This window comes from Nocardiopsis endophytica (genome assembly GCF_027706725.1).
In the GTDB taxonomy this organism is placed as follows: domain Bacteria; phylum Actinomycetota; class Actinomycetes; order Streptosporangiales; family Streptosporangiaceae; genus Nocardiopsis_A; species Nocardiopsis_A endophytica.
Genome location: NZ_JAQFWQ010000069.1, coordinates 19,632 through 38,008, shown reverse-complemented (window position 1 = coordinate 38,008; position 18,377 = coordinate 19,632). Strand labels below are relative to the sequence as shown.

21 protein-coding genes and 1 tRNA gene are annotated in these 18,377 nt (G+C 73.3%); 11 read left to right on the top strand and 11 right to left on the bottom strand.

The window, feature by feature from the left end; genetic code table 11:
• On the top strand, positions 1-429 hold a 429-nt coding region (locus O4J56_RS21185; RefSeq protein ID WP_408639154.1), incomplete at its 5' end, for a thiolase C-terminal domain-containing protein.
• A gap of 139 nt (positions 430-568) precedes the next feature.
• Here O4J56_RS21185 and O4J56_RS21180 read toward each other — a convergent pair.
• The 4 genes from O4J56_RS21180 to O4J56_RS21165 form a co-directional block, all read right to left on the bottom strand.
• Positions 569-820, bottom strand: coding sequence for a hypothetical protein (locus tag O4J56_RS21180; RefSeq protein ID WP_270688011.1), 252 nt, complete (start codon positions 818-820; stop codon positions 569-571).
• A 10-nt stretch (positions 821-830) separates the two neighbouring features.
• On the bottom strand, positions 831-1,064 hold the full coding sequence (locus tag O4J56_RS21175; protein WP_270688010.1) for a hypothetical protein: 234 nt from the start codon (positions 1,062-1,064) through the stop codon (positions 831-833).
• 21 nt (positions 1,065-1,085) lie between these two features.
• On the bottom strand, positions 1,086-1,316 hold the full coding sequence (locus O4J56_RS21170) for a hypothetical protein (protein ID WP_270688008.1): 231 nt from the start codon (positions 1,314-1,316) through the stop codon (positions 1,086-1,088).
• Positions 1,317-1,377: 61 nt separating this feature from the next.
• Positions 1,378-1,608: a hypothetical protein gene (locus tag O4J56_RS21165; protein ID WP_270688007.1), complete on the bottom strand. Its 231-nt coding sequence runs from the start codon at positions 1,606-1,608 to the stop codon at positions 1,378-1,380.
• A 935-nt stretch (positions 1,609-2,543) separates the two neighbouring features.
• Between O4J56_RS21165 and O4J56_RS21160 the strand changes: the two genes are divergently transcribed.
• Positions 2,544-2,747: a cold-shock protein gene (locus O4J56_RS21160; RefSeq protein WP_270688004.1), complete on the top strand. Its 204-nt coding sequence runs from the start codon at positions 2,544-2,546 to the stop codon at positions 2,745-2,747.
• A 238-nt stretch (positions 2,748-2,985) separates the two neighbouring features.
• Positions 2,986-4,467, top strand: coding sequence for a DEAD/DEAH box helicase (locus tag O4J56_RS21155; protein WP_270688002.1), 1,482 nt, complete (start codon positions 2,986-2,988; stop codon positions 4,465-4,467).
• A 70-nt stretch (positions 4,468-4,537) separates the two neighbouring features.
• Here the strand turns inward: O4J56_RS21155 and O4J56_RS21150 are convergent, their stop codons facing one another.
• Positions 4,538-5,176 carry a DUF1707 domain-containing protein gene (locus tag O4J56_RS21150; protein ID WP_270688000.1) on the bottom strand — a complete coding sequence of 213 codons (639 nt, stop codon included), beginning with the start codon at positions 5,174-5,176 and terminating at the stop codon, positions 4,538-4,540.
• Between the two features lie 490 nt (positions 5,177-5,666).
• Positions 5,667-5,748: transfer RNA gene (locus O4J56_RS21145), tRNA-Tyr, on the bottom strand.
• Between the two features lie 160 nt (positions 5,749-5,908).
• Here O4J56_RS21145 and O4J56_RS21140 point away from each other — a divergent pair.
• Entirely contained in the window at positions 5,909-6,406 is a 498-nt protein-coding gene (locus tag O4J56_RS21140; RefSeq protein WP_270687998.1) for a YajQ family cyclic di-GMP-binding protein, read from the top strand.
• Positions 6,407-6,496: 90 nt separating this feature from the next.
• Here the strand turns inward: O4J56_RS21140 and O4J56_RS21135 are convergent, their stop codons facing one another.
• On the bottom strand, positions 6,497-6,907 hold the full coding sequence (locus tag O4J56_RS21135) for an Imm10 family immunity protein (RefSeq protein ID WP_270687996.1): 411 nt from the start codon (positions 6,905-6,907) through the stop codon (positions 6,497-6,499).
• 49 nt (positions 6,908-6,956) lie between these two features.
• Positions 6,957-7,817 (bottom strand): M48 family metalloprotease, encoded by an 861-nt coding sequence (locus O4J56_RS21130; protein ID WP_270687994.1) that lies wholly within the window; start codon positions 7,815-7,817, stop codon positions 6,957-6,959.
• A gap of 83 nt (positions 7,818-7,900) precedes the next feature.
• Between O4J56_RS21130 and O4J56_RS32150 the strand changes: the two genes are divergently transcribed.
• From O4J56_RS32150 to O4J56_RS21100, 7 genes are all read left to right on the top strand, one after another.
• Positions 7,901-8,110: a putative leader peptide gene (locus O4J56_RS32150; protein ID WP_408639153.1), complete on the top strand. Its 210-nt coding sequence runs from the start codon at positions 7,901-7,903 to the stop codon at positions 8,108-8,110.
• A gap of 255 nt (positions 8,111-8,365) precedes the next feature.
• Positions 8,366-10,219, top strand: coding sequence for a 2-oxoacid:acceptor oxidoreductase subunit alpha (locus tag O4J56_RS21125; RefSeq protein WP_270687992.1), 1,854 nt, complete (start codon positions 8,366-8,368; stop codon positions 10,217-10,219).
• A 13-nt stretch (positions 10,220-10,232) separates the two neighbouring features.
• Positions 10,233-11,315 (top strand): 2-oxoacid:ferredoxin oxidoreductase subunit beta, encoded by a 1,083-nt coding sequence (locus tag O4J56_RS21120; RefSeq protein ID WP_270688018.1) that lies wholly within the window; start codon positions 10,233-10,235, stop codon positions 11,313-11,315.
• Positions 11,316-11,455: 140 nt separating this feature from the next.
• Positions 11,456-13,015 carry a fatty acyl-CoA synthetase gene (locus tag O4J56_RS21115; RefSeq protein WP_270687990.1) on the top strand — a complete coding sequence of 520 codons (1,560 nt, stop codon included), beginning with the start codon at positions 11,456-11,458 and terminating at the stop codon, positions 13,013-13,015.
• 147 nt (positions 13,016-13,162) lie between these two features.
• Positions 13,163-13,834 (top strand): SDR family oxidoreductase, encoded by a 672-nt coding sequence (locus O4J56_RS21110; protein ID WP_270687988.1) that lies wholly within the window; start codon positions 13,163-13,165, stop codon positions 13,832-13,834.
• 157 nt (positions 13,835-13,991) lie between these two features.
• Positions 13,992-14,600 carry a hypothetical protein gene (locus O4J56_RS21105; protein ID WP_270687985.1) on the top strand — a complete coding sequence of 203 codons (609 nt, stop codon included), beginning with the start codon at positions 13,992-13,994 and terminating at the stop codon, positions 14,598-14,600.
• 199 nt (positions 14,601-14,799) lie between these two features.
• Positions 14,800-15,246, top strand: coding sequence for a PPOX class F420-dependent oxidoreductase (locus tag O4J56_RS21100; RefSeq protein ID WP_270687984.1), 447 nt, complete (start codon positions 14,800-14,802; stop codon positions 15,244-15,246).
• An 87-nt stretch (positions 15,247-15,333) separates the two neighbouring features.
• On the opposite strand, the gene O4J56_RS21095 is transcribed toward O4J56_RS21100, so the two are convergent.
• From O4J56_RS21095 to O4J56_RS21085, 3 genes are all read right to left on the bottom strand, one after another.
• On the bottom strand, positions 15,334-17,010 hold the full coding sequence (locus O4J56_RS21095) for a COG1361 S-layer family protein (RefSeq protein WP_270687982.1): 1,677 nt from the start codon (positions 17,008-17,010) through the stop codon (positions 15,334-15,336).
• 378 nt (positions 17,011-17,388) lie between these two features.
• On the bottom strand, positions 17,389-17,721 hold the full coding sequence (locus O4J56_RS21090; protein ID WP_270687980.1) for a hypothetical protein: 333 nt from the start codon (positions 17,719-17,721) through the stop codon (positions 17,389-17,391).
• 153 nt (positions 17,722-17,874) lie between these two features.
• Positions 17,875-18,270 (bottom strand): hypothetical protein, encoded by a 396-nt coding sequence (locus tag O4J56_RS21085; RefSeq protein WP_270687978.1) that lies wholly within the window; start codon positions 18,268-18,270, stop codon positions 17,875-17,877.
• Positions 18,271-18,377 lie beyond the last annotated feature (107 nt).

Here is an 18,377-nt window from a genome sequence, read left to right as displayed (position 1 = left end):
GGGGCCGAGGACGGGGACGGCGGGGCGGGCGGGTGGGCCCCGCGGTTCCGCGAGGCCAACGCGCGCGCCGCGTACGAGGAGGCGGGCGCGGGCCCCGAGGACCTGGACCTGGCCGAGGTGTACGACCTGTCCACCGCGATGGAGCTGGACTGGTACGAGGAGATCGGGCTGTGCCCGCGCGGCGGGGCCGAGGGGCTGCTCCGCGACGGGGCGACCCGGGTCGGCGGGCGCGTCCCCGTCAACCCCAGCGGCGGCCTGGCGAGCTTCGGCGAGGCGGTCCCGGCCCAGGGCATCGCCCAGGTGTGCGAGATCACCGCCCAGCTCCGCGGCCGCGCCGAGCCGGAGCGCCGGGTGGAGGGCGCCCGGGTCGGGATCGCGGTCAACCAGGGGCTGTTCGGCCACGGCTCGGCGACCGTGCTGACCCGGTGACCCGGCCACCCGCCGCCGGGGACGGTGGGCACACGGCGTGGGCCCCCGTCCCCTCGGTGCGTTCGAGGGGCGGGGGCCCACGGCCGGTCACCCGGGCGGCACGGCTCCGGCGGTCGCTGCCGCGCGCCCGGGACCCGCGTCAGTAGCGGTAGCCGTCGTCCTCGTCGACGACGGTGCCGACCGGCCCGTTGGTGCAGTCCCCGGTGGTCTGCGGGGACAGGATCGGCGCGGTCAGCCCGAGCGCGCTCGCGTTCAGGTTGCAGACCTGCACGGGAACGACCTGCAGGTTCTGGTTGAACGTCTGGTCGGTCGCCTGGGCGGGGGCCGCCATGAGGACGGCTCCGGCGGCGGCGCCGACCAGGGCGCCCGCGACGGTGGCCTTGCGGAGCATCTCCGTCTCCTTACTTGACCAGCGTGGAGATGGCGCCGTTGGTGCAGGCGCCCGTGCTCTGCGGCGACAGCACCGGGACGGCGAAGCCGATCGCCGCGCCCACGTTGGCGTTGCAGACCTGCGCGGGCACGCCCTGCAGGTTGGAGTTGAACTCCTGGTCCGTGGCCTGGGCGGGGGCCGCCATGAGGACGGCTCCGGCGGCGGCGCCGACGATCGCGCCGGTGACGGTGATCTTGCGCAGCATGGGTACAGGTCCTTCCTGGAACTACTCGACGATCGTCGAGACGGGGCCGTTGGTGCAGGCGCCGGTGGTCTGCGGCGACAGGATCGGCACCGCGGCACCGAGGACGCCGACGTTGGCGTTGCAGACCTGCACGGGAACGACCTGCAGGTTCTGGTTGAAGGTCTGGTCGGTCGCCTGGGCCGGAGCGGCCATCATCAGCGCGCCCATCGCGGCACCGGCGACCAGGCCGGCGGCGGAGATCTTGCGGATCATTCGGAATTCCCCTCTGGAAAGAAAGTCTGGAATCGAAACCCGTGGAACGGGCAGCGCCGCTCTAGCCGACGTTGGTCTGGATCGGGCCGTTGGTGCAGTCGCCCAGGACCGTCTGCGGGGACAGGACCGGGACGGCCGCGCCCAGGACCCCGACGTTGGCGTTGCACACCTGGACCGGGACACCCTGCAGGTTGGAGTTGTAGTCCTGGTCGGTGGCCTGGGCCGGAGCGGCCATCAGGACGGCGCCCATGGCGGCACCGGCGAGCACGCCGGCGGCGGTCAGCTTCTTCATTGCGATTCCCCCGGAAGGTTCCTAAGGAGGCGGATAGATAAGGGCGCGCCGTGCGGACGCTCCCCCGCGGTGGACGCCAGTAATCATGGGACTACGCAACGTATTTTGTCAACGCCGAAACGGCGGTTTCAAAATGTCCGCTTCACCCGCCTTCGGCAATGAATCCCCAATGCACGGGAAATGCACCGTGGCAATGCGGCGCCATTTCCGGCATTCCGGGTGGCGGTGTCGCGGGGCCGGGGAGGGGCGACTCCGGGGCGGCGCGCCGGACCGGGCGGTCGGAACGTCCGGCCCCTGGGCCCCGGAGGGCACGCGGAAGGATTCGGACCGGTGGGCGCGAGGGCAGGGGGCAGCTGGGCCCACCCACAGGCGCGAGACGGGTTTCGGTCATGCCCATATGCGGGGCCGGCGCGGGGGATCCGCGGCCCGGGCGCGTTGCCGGGCGGGTCCGTCCACGGGTCGGCCACAGAACGGCCGGGGAGGCGGCCGGACAGGACCCGGACAGGGTGAAGCCCCTGGAGAGCCCCTGGAGGGAAGAGGGGCGGGGCGTCCCGCGCGGAAGGCCGCGGCCGGACCGCGGCGCACAGGGCACGCCCGAAAGCGCGTCGAGCCTACCGAGACCGGCTCCGGGCGCGCAGCCGCTTTCGGCGGGTCGGCTCCGGCGGGTCGGCGCGGGCGGCGTCCGGTCACCGGTCCGCGCGGCGCCCCGGTAGGGCGAAGGCCCCGGACGCCGCACCTCAGAGGGCCGATTCCCCGATCCGCGGTGCCATGTGACACACCCGGCCATCAGGACAGATCGTTGCCGGTGTGTTAGCTTCGTCAGGAGTTGCAGTTGTGAACCCCTGATGGAACGCCATCTCTATCGGGAGATCACCGCAGTGACGGGAAAATCGCCGGCTGCGGTTTTCTTCATGTTCCGACAGAGAGGCATCCATATGGCGACCGGTACGGTCAAGTGGTTCAACAGCACCAAGGGCTTCGGCTTCATCGAGCAGGACGGCGGCGGCCCCGACGTCTTCGCCCACTACTCCAACATCCAGGCCACGGGCTTCCGTGAGCTGGCCGAAGGCCAGAGCGTGCAGTTCGACGCGACGCAGGGCCCCAAGGGCCCCCAGGCGGAGAACATCACCCTGATCTAAGGGAGCCCACGCTCCCCGGAGCGGCGGGGCCCACCCCACGGGTGCCGCGCCCCGCCGCCCCCACTCCCCATCCCGGCCGGTCCCGCCGTCGGCACTCCGACCGCACCGGCCCCGCGCGCCCCGGAGCCCGCCTCCGAGCGAGCGCGCACGGAATCCCGTTCATCCGGCGTCCCCGGTTCTCTCCTGCGAGGCCGCACGGCCTCCCGCCCGGCGAACGCCGTCGGCGAAAGGCCCTACCTTGAGTCATCCGTACCGCACCGGTACGACCCGCGGCCGCCCCTCCCGGAGATCCGGCGGCAGGCGGCCCCAGAGCGACCCGAGCCGCCGCGGCGGCCGCCCCCGCGGCGGCGCCCCGTCCGGCGAGTTCGCCCTCCCCGCCACCGTCACCCCGGCGCTCCCGCCCGTCGAGTCCTTCGACGCGCTGGACATGCCGCTGCCCTTGAAGCGGACGCTGGCACGGCAGGGGCTGACCACCCCGTCCGAGATCCAGGCGGCCACCCTGCCCAACGCCCTGGCCGGGCGCGACGTGCTGGGCCGCAGCCGGACCGGGTCGGGAAAGACCCTGGCCTTCGGGCTGGCGCTGCTCGCCGCCCTGGACGGGCGCTCCGCCGAGCCGCGGCGCCCGCTGGCCGTCGTGCTGGCCCCCACCCGGGAGCTGGCCCAGCAGGTCGCCGACTCCCTGCACCCCTACGCGCGGTCGGTCGGGGTGCGCTCGGCCACGGTCGTGGGCGGCATGCCCATCGGCCGCCAGGCCCGCGCCCTGCAGCAGGGCGCCCACCTGGTCGTCGCCACCCCGGGGCGGCTGCGCGACCTCATGGAGCGCGGCGACTGCGTTCTCGACCGGGTGGAGACCGCGGTCCTGGACGAGGCCGACCAGATGACCGACATGGGCTTCATGCCGCAGGTCACCGCGATCCTGCAGGAGGTCCCGGCCGACGGGCGGCGCATGCTGTTCTCGGCCACGCTGGACCGCAACGTCGACACCCTGGTCCGCCGTTTCCTCAACGACCCGGTGGTCCACTCGGTCGACCGGTCCGAGGGCGCGGTCTCCACCATGGAGCACCACGTGGTGCCCGTCTCCGCCGAGGAGAAGAAGCACATCGCGACCCGGATCGCCGCGCGCGAGGGACGGGTGATCATGTTCCTCGACACCAAGCGCGCGGTGGACCGGATGGCCGAGCACCTGCTGGCCAACGGGGTGCTCGCCGCACCCCTGCACGGCGGGCGCAGCCAGCCGCAGCGCACCCGGACGCTGGAGCAGTTCAAGCGGGGCGACGTGACGGCGCTGATCGCGACCGACGTGGCGGCCCGCGGCATCCACGTGGACGGGCTGGACCTGGTGGTCAACCTCGACCCGCCCACGGACCACAAGGACTACCTGCACCGCGGCGGGCGCACCGCCCGGGCCGGGGAGTCCGGCAGCGTGGTCACACTGGTGCTGCCGGGCCAGCGCCGCGACGTGGGCCGGTTGATGGACCGGGCGCGCATCAAGCCGCGCACGCTGGCGGGCGGCGCGTCGGACCCGGCCCTCGCCGAGGTGACCGGGGCGCGCGAGCCGTCAGGCGTCCCGGTGACGGTCCGGTCGTCCGCACCCCAGGAGCGGCGGGGCACCCCGCACCGGCGCGGCGGATCCGACCGGCGGGGCGGAACCGGCCGGTCAGAAGGCGGCGACCGGCACGAGGCCCCGCGCCGCCGAGGAGGCCGCGGCCGCCGCCGCTGACCCGAGCGCACGGACGAAGCCCCCGCACCGGCCGGTGGAATCCGGCGGTGCGGGGGCTTCGCCGTTCGCATCAGCGCCGATGCGCGGCCGGCGGCCAGGGCGCGCCGTAGGCCGAGCCCCCGTGGGCATGGTGCCGCGTGTGGATGCGGCGGGCGTACTGCAGGGCATCGTCCCGCGCGCTGCGGCGCAGGCCTTCCGCGCCGCCTCTGCGGGCCCGGGCACGCGTGCAGGATCCATCGGCGATGACGCCGATCCCCCAGCCGAGGGCGGGCCAGATGAACCAGGGGTACCAGGCGCCGGCGGTGACGCCGACCATGAGCCAGATCCCGAAGAGCAGGGTCATGACCCCGATGTAGGCGCTCAGGTGGACGCGGAACCCCTTCATGCTGGGCTCGCCGCGCTTCGGCCGCTCCGTGGGGCGCGCCGTGGGACGCGCCGGGGAGCGGGCGGCCGAACCGGCGTCCAACCGGTCCACCGGAAGGTCCGCGACCACCGCGTCGAGCTCGCCCGCCGTGCGCGCCGCCCACACGTCGTCGAGGCGCCCGTCCAGTTCGTCGATGGCGATGTACCCGGCGGCCGCCGCGTCGCTGACGATCGCCGCCGTCCGCTCGCGTTCCCCGTCGCCGACCCGCAGGGACGGGCGGCCCGACCGCGGCGCGGATGAGGTGGAGTCCATGGCGTCCCCCGATGGTCCATTGTGGACGGTCACCCCCAGAATGAACCGTCCATAGTGGAATGTCAACCCCCGCGGCGCGAGAGGCGGGGACCCCGCGTTCCCGGGGTCGGAAAGTCAGAAGTTGAACCATCCCCCTGTGCGGCACTATGGAGCGAGCGCCGGGCCGGTTTCGCCCTGGGCTACGGGTCAAAGGCGTCCGGCGCGCACCGGGGCGTCAACGAGACGACCTGGGCGCCCGATGGGCGGGCAACGTGGGAATACGGGGAGGAGAAGGTGCCTGGAAAGCCCCATGTGGTCTGGCGCCGGGTCGGCACGCACTCCATCTTCAACCCCGGCCCGCCCTGAGCTTCCGGCGACTTCCACGAGGGCACCGCCCGGGGAGCAGGCGGCTGTGGCGGCGAAAAACTTCGCCGCGTATTCGCCGCAGAAAGCCGTCGACAGCCGTTCCCAGCCGGACACGGCCGGACGGCACGAAAACGCCCCCTGACCGCGGACACGCTGGTCAGGGGGCGTTCTCAGTGGGTGGCAGGTGTAGGGTTCGAACCTACGTAGGCTGAGCCGGCGGTTTTACAGACCGCTCCCTTTGGCCACTCGGGCAACCTGCCTGGGAGTGCTGCGCCCTCCGTGGGGCGCGGCGACGTGATCGAGGATAGCGGACGAGCGCCGTGCTCGCGAATCGATAAGCTCTGTGCCGCGGCGGCCGGGCCCGCCTGGGGCCGAGGCCGCCCGCCGGAACCGACCCGAACCCCGAGAGTGTGAGCGCACGTGGCCTCTGAATCCAGTTTCGACATCGTCTCCAAGCTCGACCGGCAGGAGGTCGACAACGCGCTGACGCAGGCCGCCAAGGAGCTGTCCCAGCGCTTCGACTTCCGGGGCACCAACGCCTCCCTGGCCTGGTCCGGCGAGCAGGGCGTGGAGGTCAGGGCCAACACCGAGGAGCGCGTCAACGCCGCCCTGGACGTCTTCAAGGAGAAGCTCATCAAGCGCAAGGTCTCCCTGAAGGTCCTGGACGTCCCGGACAAGCCCAAGGCCTCCGGCAAGGAGTACCGCATGCTCGTCGGGCTCAAGGAGGGCATCGCCTCCGAGGACGCCAAGAAGATCTCCAAGCTCATCCGCGACGAGGGCCCCAAGGGCGTCAAGGCGCAGATCCAGGGCGACGAGCTGCGGGTCACCGGCAAGAAGAAGGACGACCTGCAGGCCGTGATGAGCCTGGTCAAGGAGAAGGACTTCGACCTGGCCATCCAATTCGTCAACTACCGGTGACCGATCGGCCCGACTGATCGGCCGATCCGAGCGGCCCGGCCGGCTCCGGCACGGCCGGGCCGGCCCTTCCGGGCCGTGGGCCGGGCGCCGCTATAGCCCGGTCACCACGGGGCGCGCCTCCGGGCGGCCGAACGCGAGCACGCGTGACAGCACCTCGCGGAACCGGGCGACGTCCTCCTCGGGCGCCCTCAGCTCCGCCTCGACCACCGGGTCGTCCAAGTCGAGGTCGGCGAGGGAGGCGGGGTCGAGGACGACCCGCAGGACGCCGTCCGCCAGCGTGACCTCGCGCACACACCCGTAGGCCGTGCCCTGGCCGGGGGTGACCAGGCAGTGCGTGTCGAAGCCGAGGGCCACATCCGAGGCGTCGGGCTCGCCGAAGTCGCACATGAAATCGAGCGAGAACCCGTCCTCGTCGGCCTCGCCCACGCCCGCCATCACGCAGCCGTCCACGGCCTCGTCGTCGAACCCGCACGCGTCATCGGCGATGAACCTGTACACCATCGGTCGGTTCTATCAGCGCGCCCCGCACCCGCACAGCCCTCAATTCCCCCTATTCCAGGCGCCACTTCCGGTCCAGCGCCCGCAGGCGGCGGATGCGCTCGGCCGCCGGGGGGTGGGCGTCGAACAGGCGGCACATCCCCTTCTTGGGGAACGGGTTGGCGATCATCTGGTGGCCCGCCGCCAGCAGCCGCCGCTCGGTCGGCAGCGGGTGCGTGCGCGCCCCCGCCTCGATCCTGCGCAGCGCCGACGCCAGCGCCAGCGGGTCCCCGGTGAGCCGGGCCGCCGCCTCGTCGGCCCGGAACTCGCGCCTGCGCCCCGCACCGGCGTGGATCACCAGCGCCGCCAGCGGCCCCAGCACCAGGAACAGCAGCCCCTCCAGCAGGCCCGGCCCCTCGTCGTCGCCGTCGTCCAGCGGCAGCAGCACCGCCAGCGCGGTCAGCGAGGTGATGATGGTGGCCAGCCCCACCGCGACCGCCGAGACCAGGGTGTCCCGGTTGCGCACGTGGGCCAGCTCGTGCGCGATGACGGCGCGCAGCTCCCGCTCGTCCAGCAGCTTCAGCAGCCCGGTGGTGCAGCAGATCCCCGCCGAGCGCGGCCCCCGCCCCACGGCGAAGGCGTTCGGCGCCGCCGTCGGGGACAGGTAGAGCCGGGGCATCGGCTGGCGCGCCTGGGTGGCCAGGTCGCGGACGACGCGGTGCAGCTCGGGCCGCTCGAACTCGCCCACCGGCCGCGCCCGCATCGCGCGCAGCGCCAGCGAGTCCCCGAAGAAGCAGACCAGCCCGGTCACCCCGAGCACCACCACCGCGGCGGCCCGCACCCCCTGGGCTCCGGCGCACGCCCACCCGGTGAGCACGATCACCGCGGCCAGGGCCGCGAGCAGGGCGGCGGCTCGGATGGGGTTGGGGTGCACGGCGGGTCCCGCCCTCCTTCGTCCGTCGGATGGTCCGGTGGGTGATCCTGGCCGGGGCGGCCCCCGTCCACCGATAGGAACGTGTGGGCCCCGCCGGTCCGTTCCCGGCCGCGGCCGGTACCGGTCCGGCCCGACCTGATCGACCCCGCCCCCGCCGACCGCGCGCGCGGGGGCGGGCGCCTATAGTGGCGAACGTGGCCGTTATCACTCCGCACCGCCTCCCCGGCGCCCTGCTCACGGGTCGGCGCCACGTCGACCTGGCACGGGTGGAAAGCGCCCTGTGTCGTCCCTGAGCCCGGCAGCACGGGGGCGCCGCCGCGCGGCGCGGCCGTTCCCGGACGGGGGGTGTGGGCCCGGCCCTCTCCCCGCGATGCCCGCCAGGCATCGCCCATCAGGTCCCCACTGATCCCATTGGCAACCGTTGGGGCCCTGCGCCGGACCCGCACGACCGCCCGCCGGGCGGCTCGGTGAGTAGTCTGGCGGCGAGGGCCGAGGCAACCTGAGCCTCCGCGGCCCGCGGGGGCTCGTCGAGGAGGTCGGCGATCTCAGTGACCAAGAAGGTCCAACGTCTCGATCGCGTCATCATCCGGTTCGCGGGAGACTCCGGCGACGGGATGCAGCTGACCGGCGATCGGTTCACCCAGGAGACGGCGTCGTTCGGAAACGACCTCTCCACCCTTCCGAATTTCCCGGCGGAGATCCGGGCCCCCGCCGGCACCCTTCCCGGGGTGTCGAGCTTCCAGCTCCACTTCGCCGACCACGACATCATGACCCCCGGGGACGCCCCCGACGTCCTGGTGGCCATGAACCCGGCGGCGCTCAAGGCCAACGTGGGCGACCTGCCCCGGGGTGCCACCGTCATCGTCAACACCGACGAGTTCACCAAGCGCAGCCTGGCCAAGGTCGGCTACGCCTCCGACCCCCTGGAGGACGGGTCGCTGTCGGAGTTCAAGGTGAGCCGGGTCCCCCTGACCTCGATGACCATGAAGGCCGTCGAGGAGTTCGACGTCACCAAGAAGGACGCGCAGCGGGCGAAGAACATGTTCGCCCTGGGCCTGCTGTCGTGGATGTACAACCGGCCCACCGAGGGCACCCAGGGGTTCCTCAAGTCCAAGTTCGCCGCCAAGCCGGAGATCCTCGCCGCGAACCTGGCGGCGCTGCAGGCCGGGTGGAACTTCGGCGAGACCACCGAGGACTTCGCGGTCTCCTACGAGGTCAAGCCGGCCGTGCTGCCCCCGGGCACCTACCGCAACATCACCGGGAACCTGGCGATCTCCTACGGCCTGGTGGCGGCCTCCCGGCTGACCGGGCTGCCGCTGTTCCTGGGCTCCTACCCGATCACCCCCGCCTCCGACATCCTGCACGAGCTGTCCCGGCACAAGCGGTTCGGCGTGCGCACGTTCCAGGCCGAGGACGAGATCGCCGGGGTGGGCGCCGCCCTGGGGGCCGCCTTCGGCGGGTCGCTGGGGGTGACCACCACCTCCGGGCCGGGCATGGTGCTCAAGGGCGAGACCCTGGGCCTGGCGGTGATGACCGAGCTGCCGCTGATCGTGGTCGACGTGCAGCGGGCCGGGCCCAGCACCGGCATGCCCACCAAGACCGAGCAGGCCGACCTGCTGCTGGCGCTGTTCGGGCGCAACGGGGAGTCGCCGGTGCCGGTGCTGGCGCCGCGCTCGCCCGCGGACTGCTTCGACATCGCGGTGGAGGCGGGGCGCATCGCGACCGCCTACCGCACCCCGGTGATCGTGCTGTCCGACGGCTACCTGGCCAACGGCTCGGAGCCGTGGCGCATCCCGGACGTGTCCGCGCTGCCGGACCTGTCGGTGGACTTCGCCGAGGAGCCGAACGGCGACGACGGGGAGTTCCTGGCCTACAGGCGCGACCCCGAGACCCTGGCGCGCCCCTGGGCGGTGCCGGGCACGGCGGGCCTGGAGCACCGCATCGGCGGCATCGAGAAGAGCGACGGCCGCGGCGACATCTCCTACAGCCCCTCCAACCACGACCTGATGGTGCGCTCGCGCCAGGCCAAGGTGGACGGGATCGCGCGGAGCCTCGACCCGCTGGAGGTGGACGACCCCTCGGGCGATGCCCGGGTGCTGGTGCTCGGCTGGGGCGGCACCTACGGGTCGGTCTCCGCCGCCGTGCGCCGGGTGCGGCGCGCGGGCGGCAGCGTCGCCCAGGCGCACCTGCGCCACCTCAACCCCTTCCCGCCCGGCCTGGAGGAGGCGCTGGCCCGCTACGACCGGGTGCTGGTCCCCGAGATCAACCTGGGGCAGCTGTCGCTGCTGCTGCGGGGCCGCTTCGGCGCCGACGTCACGGGCTACAACAAGGTGCGGGGCCTGCCGTTCAAGGCCGAGGAGCTGGCGGGCGTCATCCAGGAGGTCATCGATCGTGCCGAGTGAGAACGGATCCGCGGTGAACGGGGCCCACGCGAACGGGGCCGCCGCGAACGGCGCCGGCGGGGCCGCCTTCCCCGGGCTCAAGCTGGTCCCGGCGGCGCAGGAGTCCTACAAGGCCAAGGACTTCAAGTCCGACCAGGAGGTGCGCTGGTGCCCCGGGTGCGGGGACTACGCGATCCTCGCCGCCTTCCAGGGGTTCCTTCCCGAGCTGGGGGTGCCGCGGGAGAACGTGGTCATCGTCTCGGGCATCGGGTGCTCCTCCCGGTTCCCCTACTACCTGAGCACCTACGGGATGCACTCGATCCACGGGCGGGCCCCGGCGATCGCGACGGGCCTGGCCGCCTCGCGCCCGGACCTGTCGGTGTGGGTCATCACCGGTGACGGGGACGGGCTGTCGATCGGGGGCAACCACCTGATCCACGCGCTGCGGCGCAACGTCAACGTCAACGTGCTGCTGTTCAACAACCGCATCTACGGGCTGACCAAGGGCCAGTACTCGCCCACCTCCGAGGCGGGCAAGGTGACCAAGTCCTCGCCGATGGGGTCGCTGGACGCGCCGTTCAACCCGGTGTCGCTGGCGCTGGGGGCCGAGGCGACGTTCGTGGCGCGCACGGTCGACTCCGACCGCAAGCACCTCACGTCGGTGCTGCGGGCCGCCGCCGCCCACGAGGGGGCGTCGTTCGTGGAGATCTACCAGAACTGCCCGATCTTCAACGACGACGCGTTCGAGCCGCTGAAGGACCCCGCCGAGCGGGACCTGCGGCTGCTGCGGATGGAGCACGGCGAGCCGCTCACGGCGGGCGGCCGCGGGGTGGTCGCCGACGGGTTCGGCGGGCTGCGCCTGGCCGGCCCCGACGAGGCCGGCGAGGACGCGGTGCTGCGGCACGACGCGCACCGGGAGGACCCGGGGTACGCCTTCGCGCTGTCCCGCCTCGACCAGCCGGCGTTCGAGCACGTCCCGATCGGGGTGTTCCGGGACGTCCGCAGGCCCACCTACGACGCCCTGATGAACGAGCAGGTGGCCGAGGCCCGCTCGGCGCAGGGCGAAGGGGACCTGGGGGCGCTGCTGGCCAGCGGCGACACCTGGACGGTGGAGTAGGGCCGGAGGGCCCCGCCCGATCCGGTCGGCCCCCGCCGGGCACCACGCGCCCGGCGGGGGCCGCGCTCTGCTGGCGCCGCCGCCCGCCCGCCCCTACCGTGGTGAGATACGTCACGCGGGCGAGGGCAGCGGGAGGCGCGATGGAGCGGGAAGCCGCGGTCACGGCGAGCACGGTGGACGGGGTCCTCAGGCGCGCGGCGGCGCGCGTGCCGGACCGCACCGCGCTCAGGTTCGGCGGCCGGGAGTGGAGCTACGCCGAACTGGACCGGGGGGCGAGCCGGGTGGCCGCCTGGCTGCTGGGCCTGGGGCTGACCCGCGGCGACCGGGTCGCGGCGTTCGGCGGCAACTCCGACGCCTACGTGCTGGCGTTCCTGGGATGCGCGCGGGCGGGGCTGGTGCACGTTCCGGTCAACCCGGCGCTGCGCCGGGAGGAGCTGGCCTACCTGCTGGCGCAGTCGGGGTCGATCGTGGTGCTGGCCGACCCGCGGCTGGCCGGGCGGGTGGAGGAGGTGCGCCCGTCGGTGCCGGCCCGGGACGTGCTGGCGCTGCGCGGGGCCCTGGAGTCGGTGCTGGAGGTGGCGCGCGACCCGCACGCCCCGACCGGCCCGGTGACCGACGTCTCCGACACCGACCTGGCGCAGCTGCTGTACACCTCGGGCACCACGTCGGCGCCCAAGGGGGCGATGCTGACGCACCGGGCGCTGGTGCACGAGTACGCGAGCTGCCTGTACGCCCTGGACATCGCCGAGGACGACCGGATCCTGCACGCGCTGCCGCTGTACCACTCGGCGCAGATGCACGTGTTCCTGATGCCGGGGCTGGCGGCGGGGGCGTGCAACACGGTGTCCGAGGCGCCCGACCCCGGCGACGTGCTGCGCAGGATCGAGGAGGACCGGGCGACGTCGTTCTTCGCGCCGCCGACGGTGTGGCTGGCGCTGCGCGACCACCCCGACTTCGACACGCGCGACCTGGAGTCGCTCGCCAAGGGGTACTACGGCGCGGCGGCGATGCCGGTGCCGGTGCTGGAGGACATCCGCGCGCGGCGGCCGGGGATCGGGTTCTACAACTGCTTCGGGCAGAGCGAGATCGGGCCGCTGGCCACGGTGCTGCGGCCCGAGGAGCACACCCCGGAGCGGATGGACTCGTGCGGGCGGCCGGTGCTGCACGTGGAGGCGCGGGTGGTGCGCGAGGACGGCTCCCCGGCCGAGCCCGGGGAGACCGGCGAGGTGGTGTACCGCTCGCCGCAGCTGTGCTCGGGGTACTGGGAGAAGCCGGAGGAGACGGCCGAGGCGTTCCGCGGCGGCTGGTTCCACTCCGGCGACCTGGCCCGGCGCGACGCCGACGGGTACTTCACCGTGGTCGACCGGCTCAAGGACGTGATCAACACCGGCGGGGTGCTGGTGGCCTCCCGCGAGGTGGAGGAGGTGCTGTACCGGCACCCGTCGGTGGCCGAGGCGGCGGTGATCGCCCTGCCGGACGACAAGTGGGGCGAGGCGGTGACGGCGGTGGTGGTGCCGCGGGCGCGGGTCGCCGGGGACGAGCTGATCGCCTTCACCCGGCGGCACCTGGCCGGGTTCAAGGTGCCCAAGCAGGTGCGCCTGGTGGAGGACCTGCCGCGCAACGCCAGCGGCAAGCTGCTCAAGCGGGTGCTCAGAGACGAGCTGGCCGGTGAGGACGCCCCCAAGGGCGCGCACGGATAGGCGGGCGCGCCGCAGGGGCCGAGCCTCGCGCCCCGTCGCCGACCGCCGCCCCCTTTCCCGGTCCCTCACGGGCGCGTGACGCAGGGCACCCCGGCGGGGCGGCCGTTCCGCCGCGCCCGTCCCCGCCGGGCGGCGTAGCCTGCCCCTATGCGAATTGTGATTGCCGGTGGCCACGGCAAGATCGCACTGCGCCTGGAGCGGCTGCTGTCCGCGCGCGGTGACACCCCCGTGGCTCTGATCCGCGACCCCGCGCACGCCGACGACGTGCGGGCGGCGGGGGCCGAGCCCGTGCTCGCCGACCTGGAGAAGGCGACCGTCACCGAGCTGTCGGAGAAGGTCATGGACGCCGACGCGGTGGTGTTCGCCGCCGGCGCCGGACCGGGCAGCGGTGCGGAGCGCAAGGACACCGTCGACCGGGCGGGCGCGGTGCTGCTGGCCGACGCGGCGTCGCTGGCCGGGGTGCGGCGCTATGTGATGGTGTCGGCGATCGGCGTGGACGACGGCCCCGCGCCGGGGTCGGAGCCGGTGTGGGCGGCCTATGTGGAGGCCAAGCGCGCGGCCGACGCCGACCTGCGGGAGCGCTCGGAGACGCTGGACTGGACGATCCTGCGGCCGGGGCGGCTGACCGACGGCCCGGGAACCGGGCGGGTGCGCCTCGCGCCGTCGGTGGAGAAGGCCGAGGTGCCGCGGGACGACGTCGCCGAGGTTCTGGCGGCGCTTCTGGCCGAGCCCGCGTCGACGGCCGCCATCGGCCGCGTGCTGGAGCTCGTCGGCGGCGACACGGCCGTTGACGAGGCCGTGGAGGCGGCGCTGGCGTAGTCGGCTCCCCCGGCCGCCACCGGGGCCGGCCCGGCCCTCCTGGCCAGACCGGGCCCATAAGCGGCATCATGGGGCGGACGCGGACGGCCCCGCGGACCTACCGCTCCGCAGTGCCGCGAGGGCAGAGCAGGCAGAGCAGATAGGTACGGTTCATTCCATGAGCGTCACGCAGGTCGTCAGAGACAGCACCGTCGTCGAGCACGCCAAGGTCGCCGCGCAGCAGAACCGCCGGATGTTCATCGTCCAGCTGGACGTCGCCGGGTTCGACGAGGGCTCCAGCAAGGTCCGTCCGGGGCTGACCCGCATCCTTGAAGGGATCGAGGAGGCCGGATGGCGCCTCGACCAGATGACCCCGGTGACCGGTCCGGAGGGCGAGGCGCTGCACCTGTGCGTGTTCCGCCCGTCGTCCGGAGGCGCCGGGGAGACCGCGTCCGCGGCCGAGGAGCAGGCCCCGGCGACGGACGCCGCCCAGCAGCAGAACACCGGCCAGCAGCAGGCCTACCAGCAGCACACCGGCGGGCAGCAGCAGGACCCGTACGCCGCCTACCAGTACCAGACGGGGCAGCAGCAGGGCTACGGCCAGCAGCAGCCCCAGCAGCAGGGGTACGGGTACGGTCAGCAGCAGCCCCAGCAGTACCCCGGCTACGGCCAGCAGCCGCAGCAGCAGGGCTACGGCTACGGGCAGCAGCCCCAGCAGTACCCGGGCTACGGCCAGCAGCCGCAGCAGCAGGGGTACGGCCAGCAGTACCCGGGCTACGGCCAGTAGGGCCGGACCGCACCCGAGCCGCACCGACGAACGGCAAGAGGCCCGCGCACCCCGAGGGGCGCGCGGGCCTTTTCCATGCCCGAACCCGCCGCCTCGCCTCCGCCGCCCGGGAACGGGAATGCCGATTCCACCGATCGGCTTGAGACGTGTACGGCCTCTCGGGGCCGGACCGGACGACCGTTCTCAGGGAGCGACGACGATGACGACCCAGGACCAGGACAAGGCCGGACACGACCCGCGGGCCCTGCTCGCGGAGAGCCGGCTCGGCGTGCTGGCGACGATCAAGGCCGACGGGCTTCCGCAGCTCTCGCCGGTCATGCCGTACTACGACCGGGAGGCCGAGACCCTCTACGTGTCGATGACCGAGGGTCGCGCGAAGACGGTGAACCTGCGCCGGGACCCGCGCGCGGCGCTGGAGGTGACGCGGTCCGACGGACGGGCGTGGGCCACGGCGGAGGGCACGGTGACCCTGGTCGGCCCGGGCGACGACCCGCACGGACCGGAGGTCGGGGCGCTGGTCGACTACTACCGCAGGGCGGCGGGCGAGCACCCGGACTGGGAGGAGTACCGGTCGGTGATGGTGTCCGAGCGCAGGGTGCTGATGACGATGTCGGTCGAGCACGTGTACGGCGAGGACATCGGCTGAGGCGGACCCGGAGGCGGGAACACGGGTGCGGGGCCGCGCACACTCCGGTGCGCGGCCCCGCCTCTCGGCTCTTCGCGGGCTTCCTGGTCAGTCGCCCCGCAGGCCGCTCCGCCGGGCCGACCGGATGAGGACGAGCCCGGCCCCGGCGGCCACCGCCCCGGCGGCGACGAGGGCGGCCACCCCGGCCCCGGTCACCGGGAGGCCCGTGCCTGCGCCCGTGCCCCCGCTCCCGGAGCCACCGCCCGATCCGCCGCCGGAGCCGTCGTCCGGACCGGGACCGGGCGGCGGCCCGTCGTCCCCGGTCGGTGTCGGCGTCGGGATGGGACTGGGCGCCGGACTCCCACTCGGGCTCGGAGACGGTTCCGGCGTCGGCGTCGGGTCCGGCGTCGGGCTCGGGTCCGGGGACGGGCTCGGGTCGGGACTCGGCGACGGCGAGGGGCCGGGGTCCGGATCGCCGTCGACGTCGGTCTTGATGCACGCGGCGTTGTTGGACAGGAGCACGTCCCGCACCCTGCTCTTGGCGAGCGCGCAGTTGAGCAGTTCGGTGCCCGGCTCGACATCGGCACCGGCGCGCAGCACGAACGTCAGCTCATCGCTCTCCCCCGGCGCGAGGGTCCCCAGGTCGCATTCGGCGTGCCGCTCCACCATCGTGCACTGGTCGGGCAGGCTCTCCACGGAGGTGTGCGCGGTGTCGAAGTCCTCGATCAGACGAACGTTCTGCGCGGGCCGGTCGCCGGCGTTGGTCACGGTGACGGTGTAGGTGAGGGTCCCGTCCGGGGCCACCGTCGCGGGACCGTCCTTGGCGACCTGCACGTCGGCCCCGGGACCGGGGTCGGGGGGACCGACCTCGCTGCCGGCGCAGGACACGTTGTTGTCCAGGTCCGATTCGCGGGAGCCGGTGTAGACGGTCGCACAGTTCTGGATGTCCGTGCCTCCGGCCACATCTGGGTTCACGGTGACCGTGACCGTCAGGTCGACGCTCTCCCCCGGCGCCATCGTGCCCAGGTCGCAGGAGATCGTCAGGCCGCTGGGCGGGCACTGGCCGGGCAGGCCGGCGATGGTGACGAGGTTGCCGTCGGTGGGGTCCTGCACGAACACGTCCACGGCCTCCGAGGGGCCGTGGTTGGTGACGGTGATCGTGTAGGTGATGGTGCCGTCGGGGTTCACCGTGGCCGGGTCGGCCGTCTTGGTGATCTCGACGTCGGTCATCGTCCGGGTCTGCGCGATGTTCTGCGTGCTCGCGCTCCCGGCGTTCGACGCCTCGACCGAGGCGTGGTTGGTGATGTTGGTCCCGTCGGAGACACCGGGGTCGACCTTCACCGTGACGGAGTAGGCGGCCGTCCCCCCGGCCTCGATGGTGGTGCCGGATCCGCCGCAGGTCACCGTCTGCCCCGAGGCCGTGCAGCCGGGGGCCGAGACGAAGGACACGTTCGGGTCGAGTTCGTCGGTGACCTCGACGTCCTCGGCGGCCTCGTCGCCGGTGTTGGTGACGGTGACGGTGTAGGTCGCCTCGTCCCCGATGACCATCGGGTCCGGGGTGACGCTCTTGGAGATCTGCAGCTGGGGCGCCGCCTGGGGTTCCCGTCCGTCGTCGTCCCCGTCGGGAGAGGCTTCGGGCGATGGTTCGGGCGGGGCCTCCGGCGTCGGCTCGGGAGCGGACTCGGGCTCGGGCTCTCGCTGCTCCTCAGAGTCCGATGGCTCCGCCGGGGCCGCCTCGTCCGGTGTCTCCGAGGGCTCCGACGGCGGCGCGGGCTCTGAGGGCACGTCGGCAAGCGGCCCGGAACCGCCACCGGTCGGCACCTCAGCGCCGCCCTGCGTGCCCTCCAGCACAGTGAGGTCCGCGGGCCCCGGCAGGTCACCGTGTCCACCGTCCTCCGCGGCCGCCGCCGGGCCGCCCCAGGTCCAGACGCCGGCCAGCGCCAGCGCCGCAAGGACCCTGAGGGCCCGACTCGGCCTCCCGTTTCCCGTGCCCCGCATCCCACTCCCCGCTGAATCAAAGGATTCGACGGAAGACGATGCTCATCTCCGGAACGGCCCCGAACGAAGGGCCACGCGGCGGGCGCCCATCCGCTGATCCGAAATTTCACCGCCGTTTAAGCGGATCAGCGCGGCCGCCGGGGCCCGTACCGGCAGGAAGCCACCTCATGCGAATCCCAGCTCCCATGTCATCGCCGGCAGCTCGTCGGCGGCTTCACGTCGCCACTCGCCGTCCGTGCGGACGCCCGCTGCCGGGCCGCTCGGGCATGGGCGGTGTGTGAGCCGCCAGGCCAGTAGCGCGAGCGCGTCAAGGGTGGGGCGCTCGCGCAAGCCGGACTCGTCCATCGCGTAGTAGTGGCCGGAGGTCTCCCCGAACCAGACCACCATGTTCGGGTACAGGGCCTGGAGCCGCGCGGCTGCGGCGTGCTCTTCGGCGTGCTCCGGGGAACGTCCCCAACGCGTAGTGGTGCGGGTTTCTCGACGGCTGAGTTCTGCCATGTCGTCATCTCCTCTGTGGCCGCTGGTGGATGGCGCCGACGCCTGAGCCGGTCTGCGGGTGCCCCGGTACGGGGAAGTGCACCGGGGCACCCGAGGACCGTGCGGCCCCCTCGTTCCGCACGGGCGGGACTCGGGTCGATGGGTCTCCGGTCGTCACCGGGCGAGGACGGCGTCCCGCTTCGCGGTCGCCAGTACGAACACGCACCGGGTACAGGCCATCGCGTGCGCTTCGATCACGTCGGCCCGCTCGCGGACCAGAAGGCGGAGCAGCGCTGGTGGCCCCTTGGCGTGTTCCCGGAATGCCAGGAACCGGGCGCACCTCGCCGGAACGGGGCAGCAGAAGACCGCGTGGAAGGTCGGGGGCCCACACGGGGCGTCGGTCCGGAAGAACACCCAGCCGCGCGGAGTGAACTCGTCCCGCAGGTCGGGGCAGGGGTGACGCGGGTTGTTCCGAGGGGCGACGATCGGGTCGACGGGCGTACTGCCGCCCTGAGGGAGGGCGATGTCCGGTTGCAGGGCGAGCACTCGATCTGCGCCTGAATTCGTCATGCAACGAGCATGAGCTGGCCTTTTCTGGTTGCACAGAGGCCGGAGAATGTTGCAGACAATGTTTCAGACTTCAAGAAAGTCCGGGAATGCGTCTCGCCGCGCAACGA

What these genes read in the sequence shown, in the direction of transcription:
- O4J56_RS21115 (WP_270687990.1), top strand. Translation starts at nt 11,456, where the DNA reads ATGGAGCGGGAAGCCGCGGTCACGGCGAGCACGGTGGACGGGGTCCTC.
- O4J56_RS21180 (WP_270688011.1), bottom strand. Translation starts at nt 820, where the DNA reads ATGCTCCGCAAGGCCACCGTCGCGGGCGCCCTGGTCGGCGCCGCCGCC.
- O4J56_RS21085 (WP_270687978.1), bottom strand. Translation starts at nt 18,270, where the DNA reads ATGACGAATTCAGGCGCAGATCGAGTGCTCGCCCTGCAACCGGACATC.
- O4J56_RS21105 (WP_270687985.1), top strand. Translation starts at nt 13,992, where the DNA reads ATGAGCGTCACGCAGGTCGTCAGAGACAGCACCGTCGTCGAGCACGCC.
- O4J56_RS21110 (WP_270687988.1), top strand. Translation starts at nt 13,163, where the DNA reads ATGCGAATTGTGATTGCCGGTGGCCACGGCAAGATCGCACTGCGCCTG.
- O4J56_RS21100 (WP_270687984.1), top strand. Translation starts at nt 14,800, where the DNA reads ATGACGACCCAGGACCAGGACAAGGCCGGACACGACCCGCGGGCCCTG.
- O4J56_RS21135 (WP_270687996.1), bottom strand. Translation starts at nt 6,907, where the DNA reads ATGGTGTACAGGTTCATCGCCGATGACGCGTGCGGGTTCGACGACGAG.
- O4J56_RS21090 (WP_270687980.1), bottom strand. Translation starts at nt 17,721, where the DNA reads ATGGCAGAACTCAGCCGTCGAGAAACCCGCACCACTACGCGTTGGGGA.
- O4J56_RS21175 (WP_270688010.1), bottom strand. Translation starts at nt 1,064, where the DNA reads ATGCTGCGCAAGATCACCGTCACCGGCGCGATCGTCGGCGCCGCCGCC.
- O4J56_RS21170 (WP_270688008.1), bottom strand. Translation starts at nt 1,316, where the DNA reads ATGATCCGCAAGATCTCCGCCGCCGGCCTGGTCGCCGGTGCCGCGATG.
- O4J56_RS21165 (WP_270688007.1), bottom strand. Translation starts at nt 1,608, where the DNA reads ATGAAGAAGCTGACCGCCGCCGGCGTGCTCGCCGGTGCCGCCATGGGC.
- O4J56_RS21160 (WP_270688004.1), top strand. Translation starts at nt 2,544, where the DNA reads ATGGCGACCGGTACGGTCAAGTGGTTCAACAGCACCAAGGGCTTCGGC.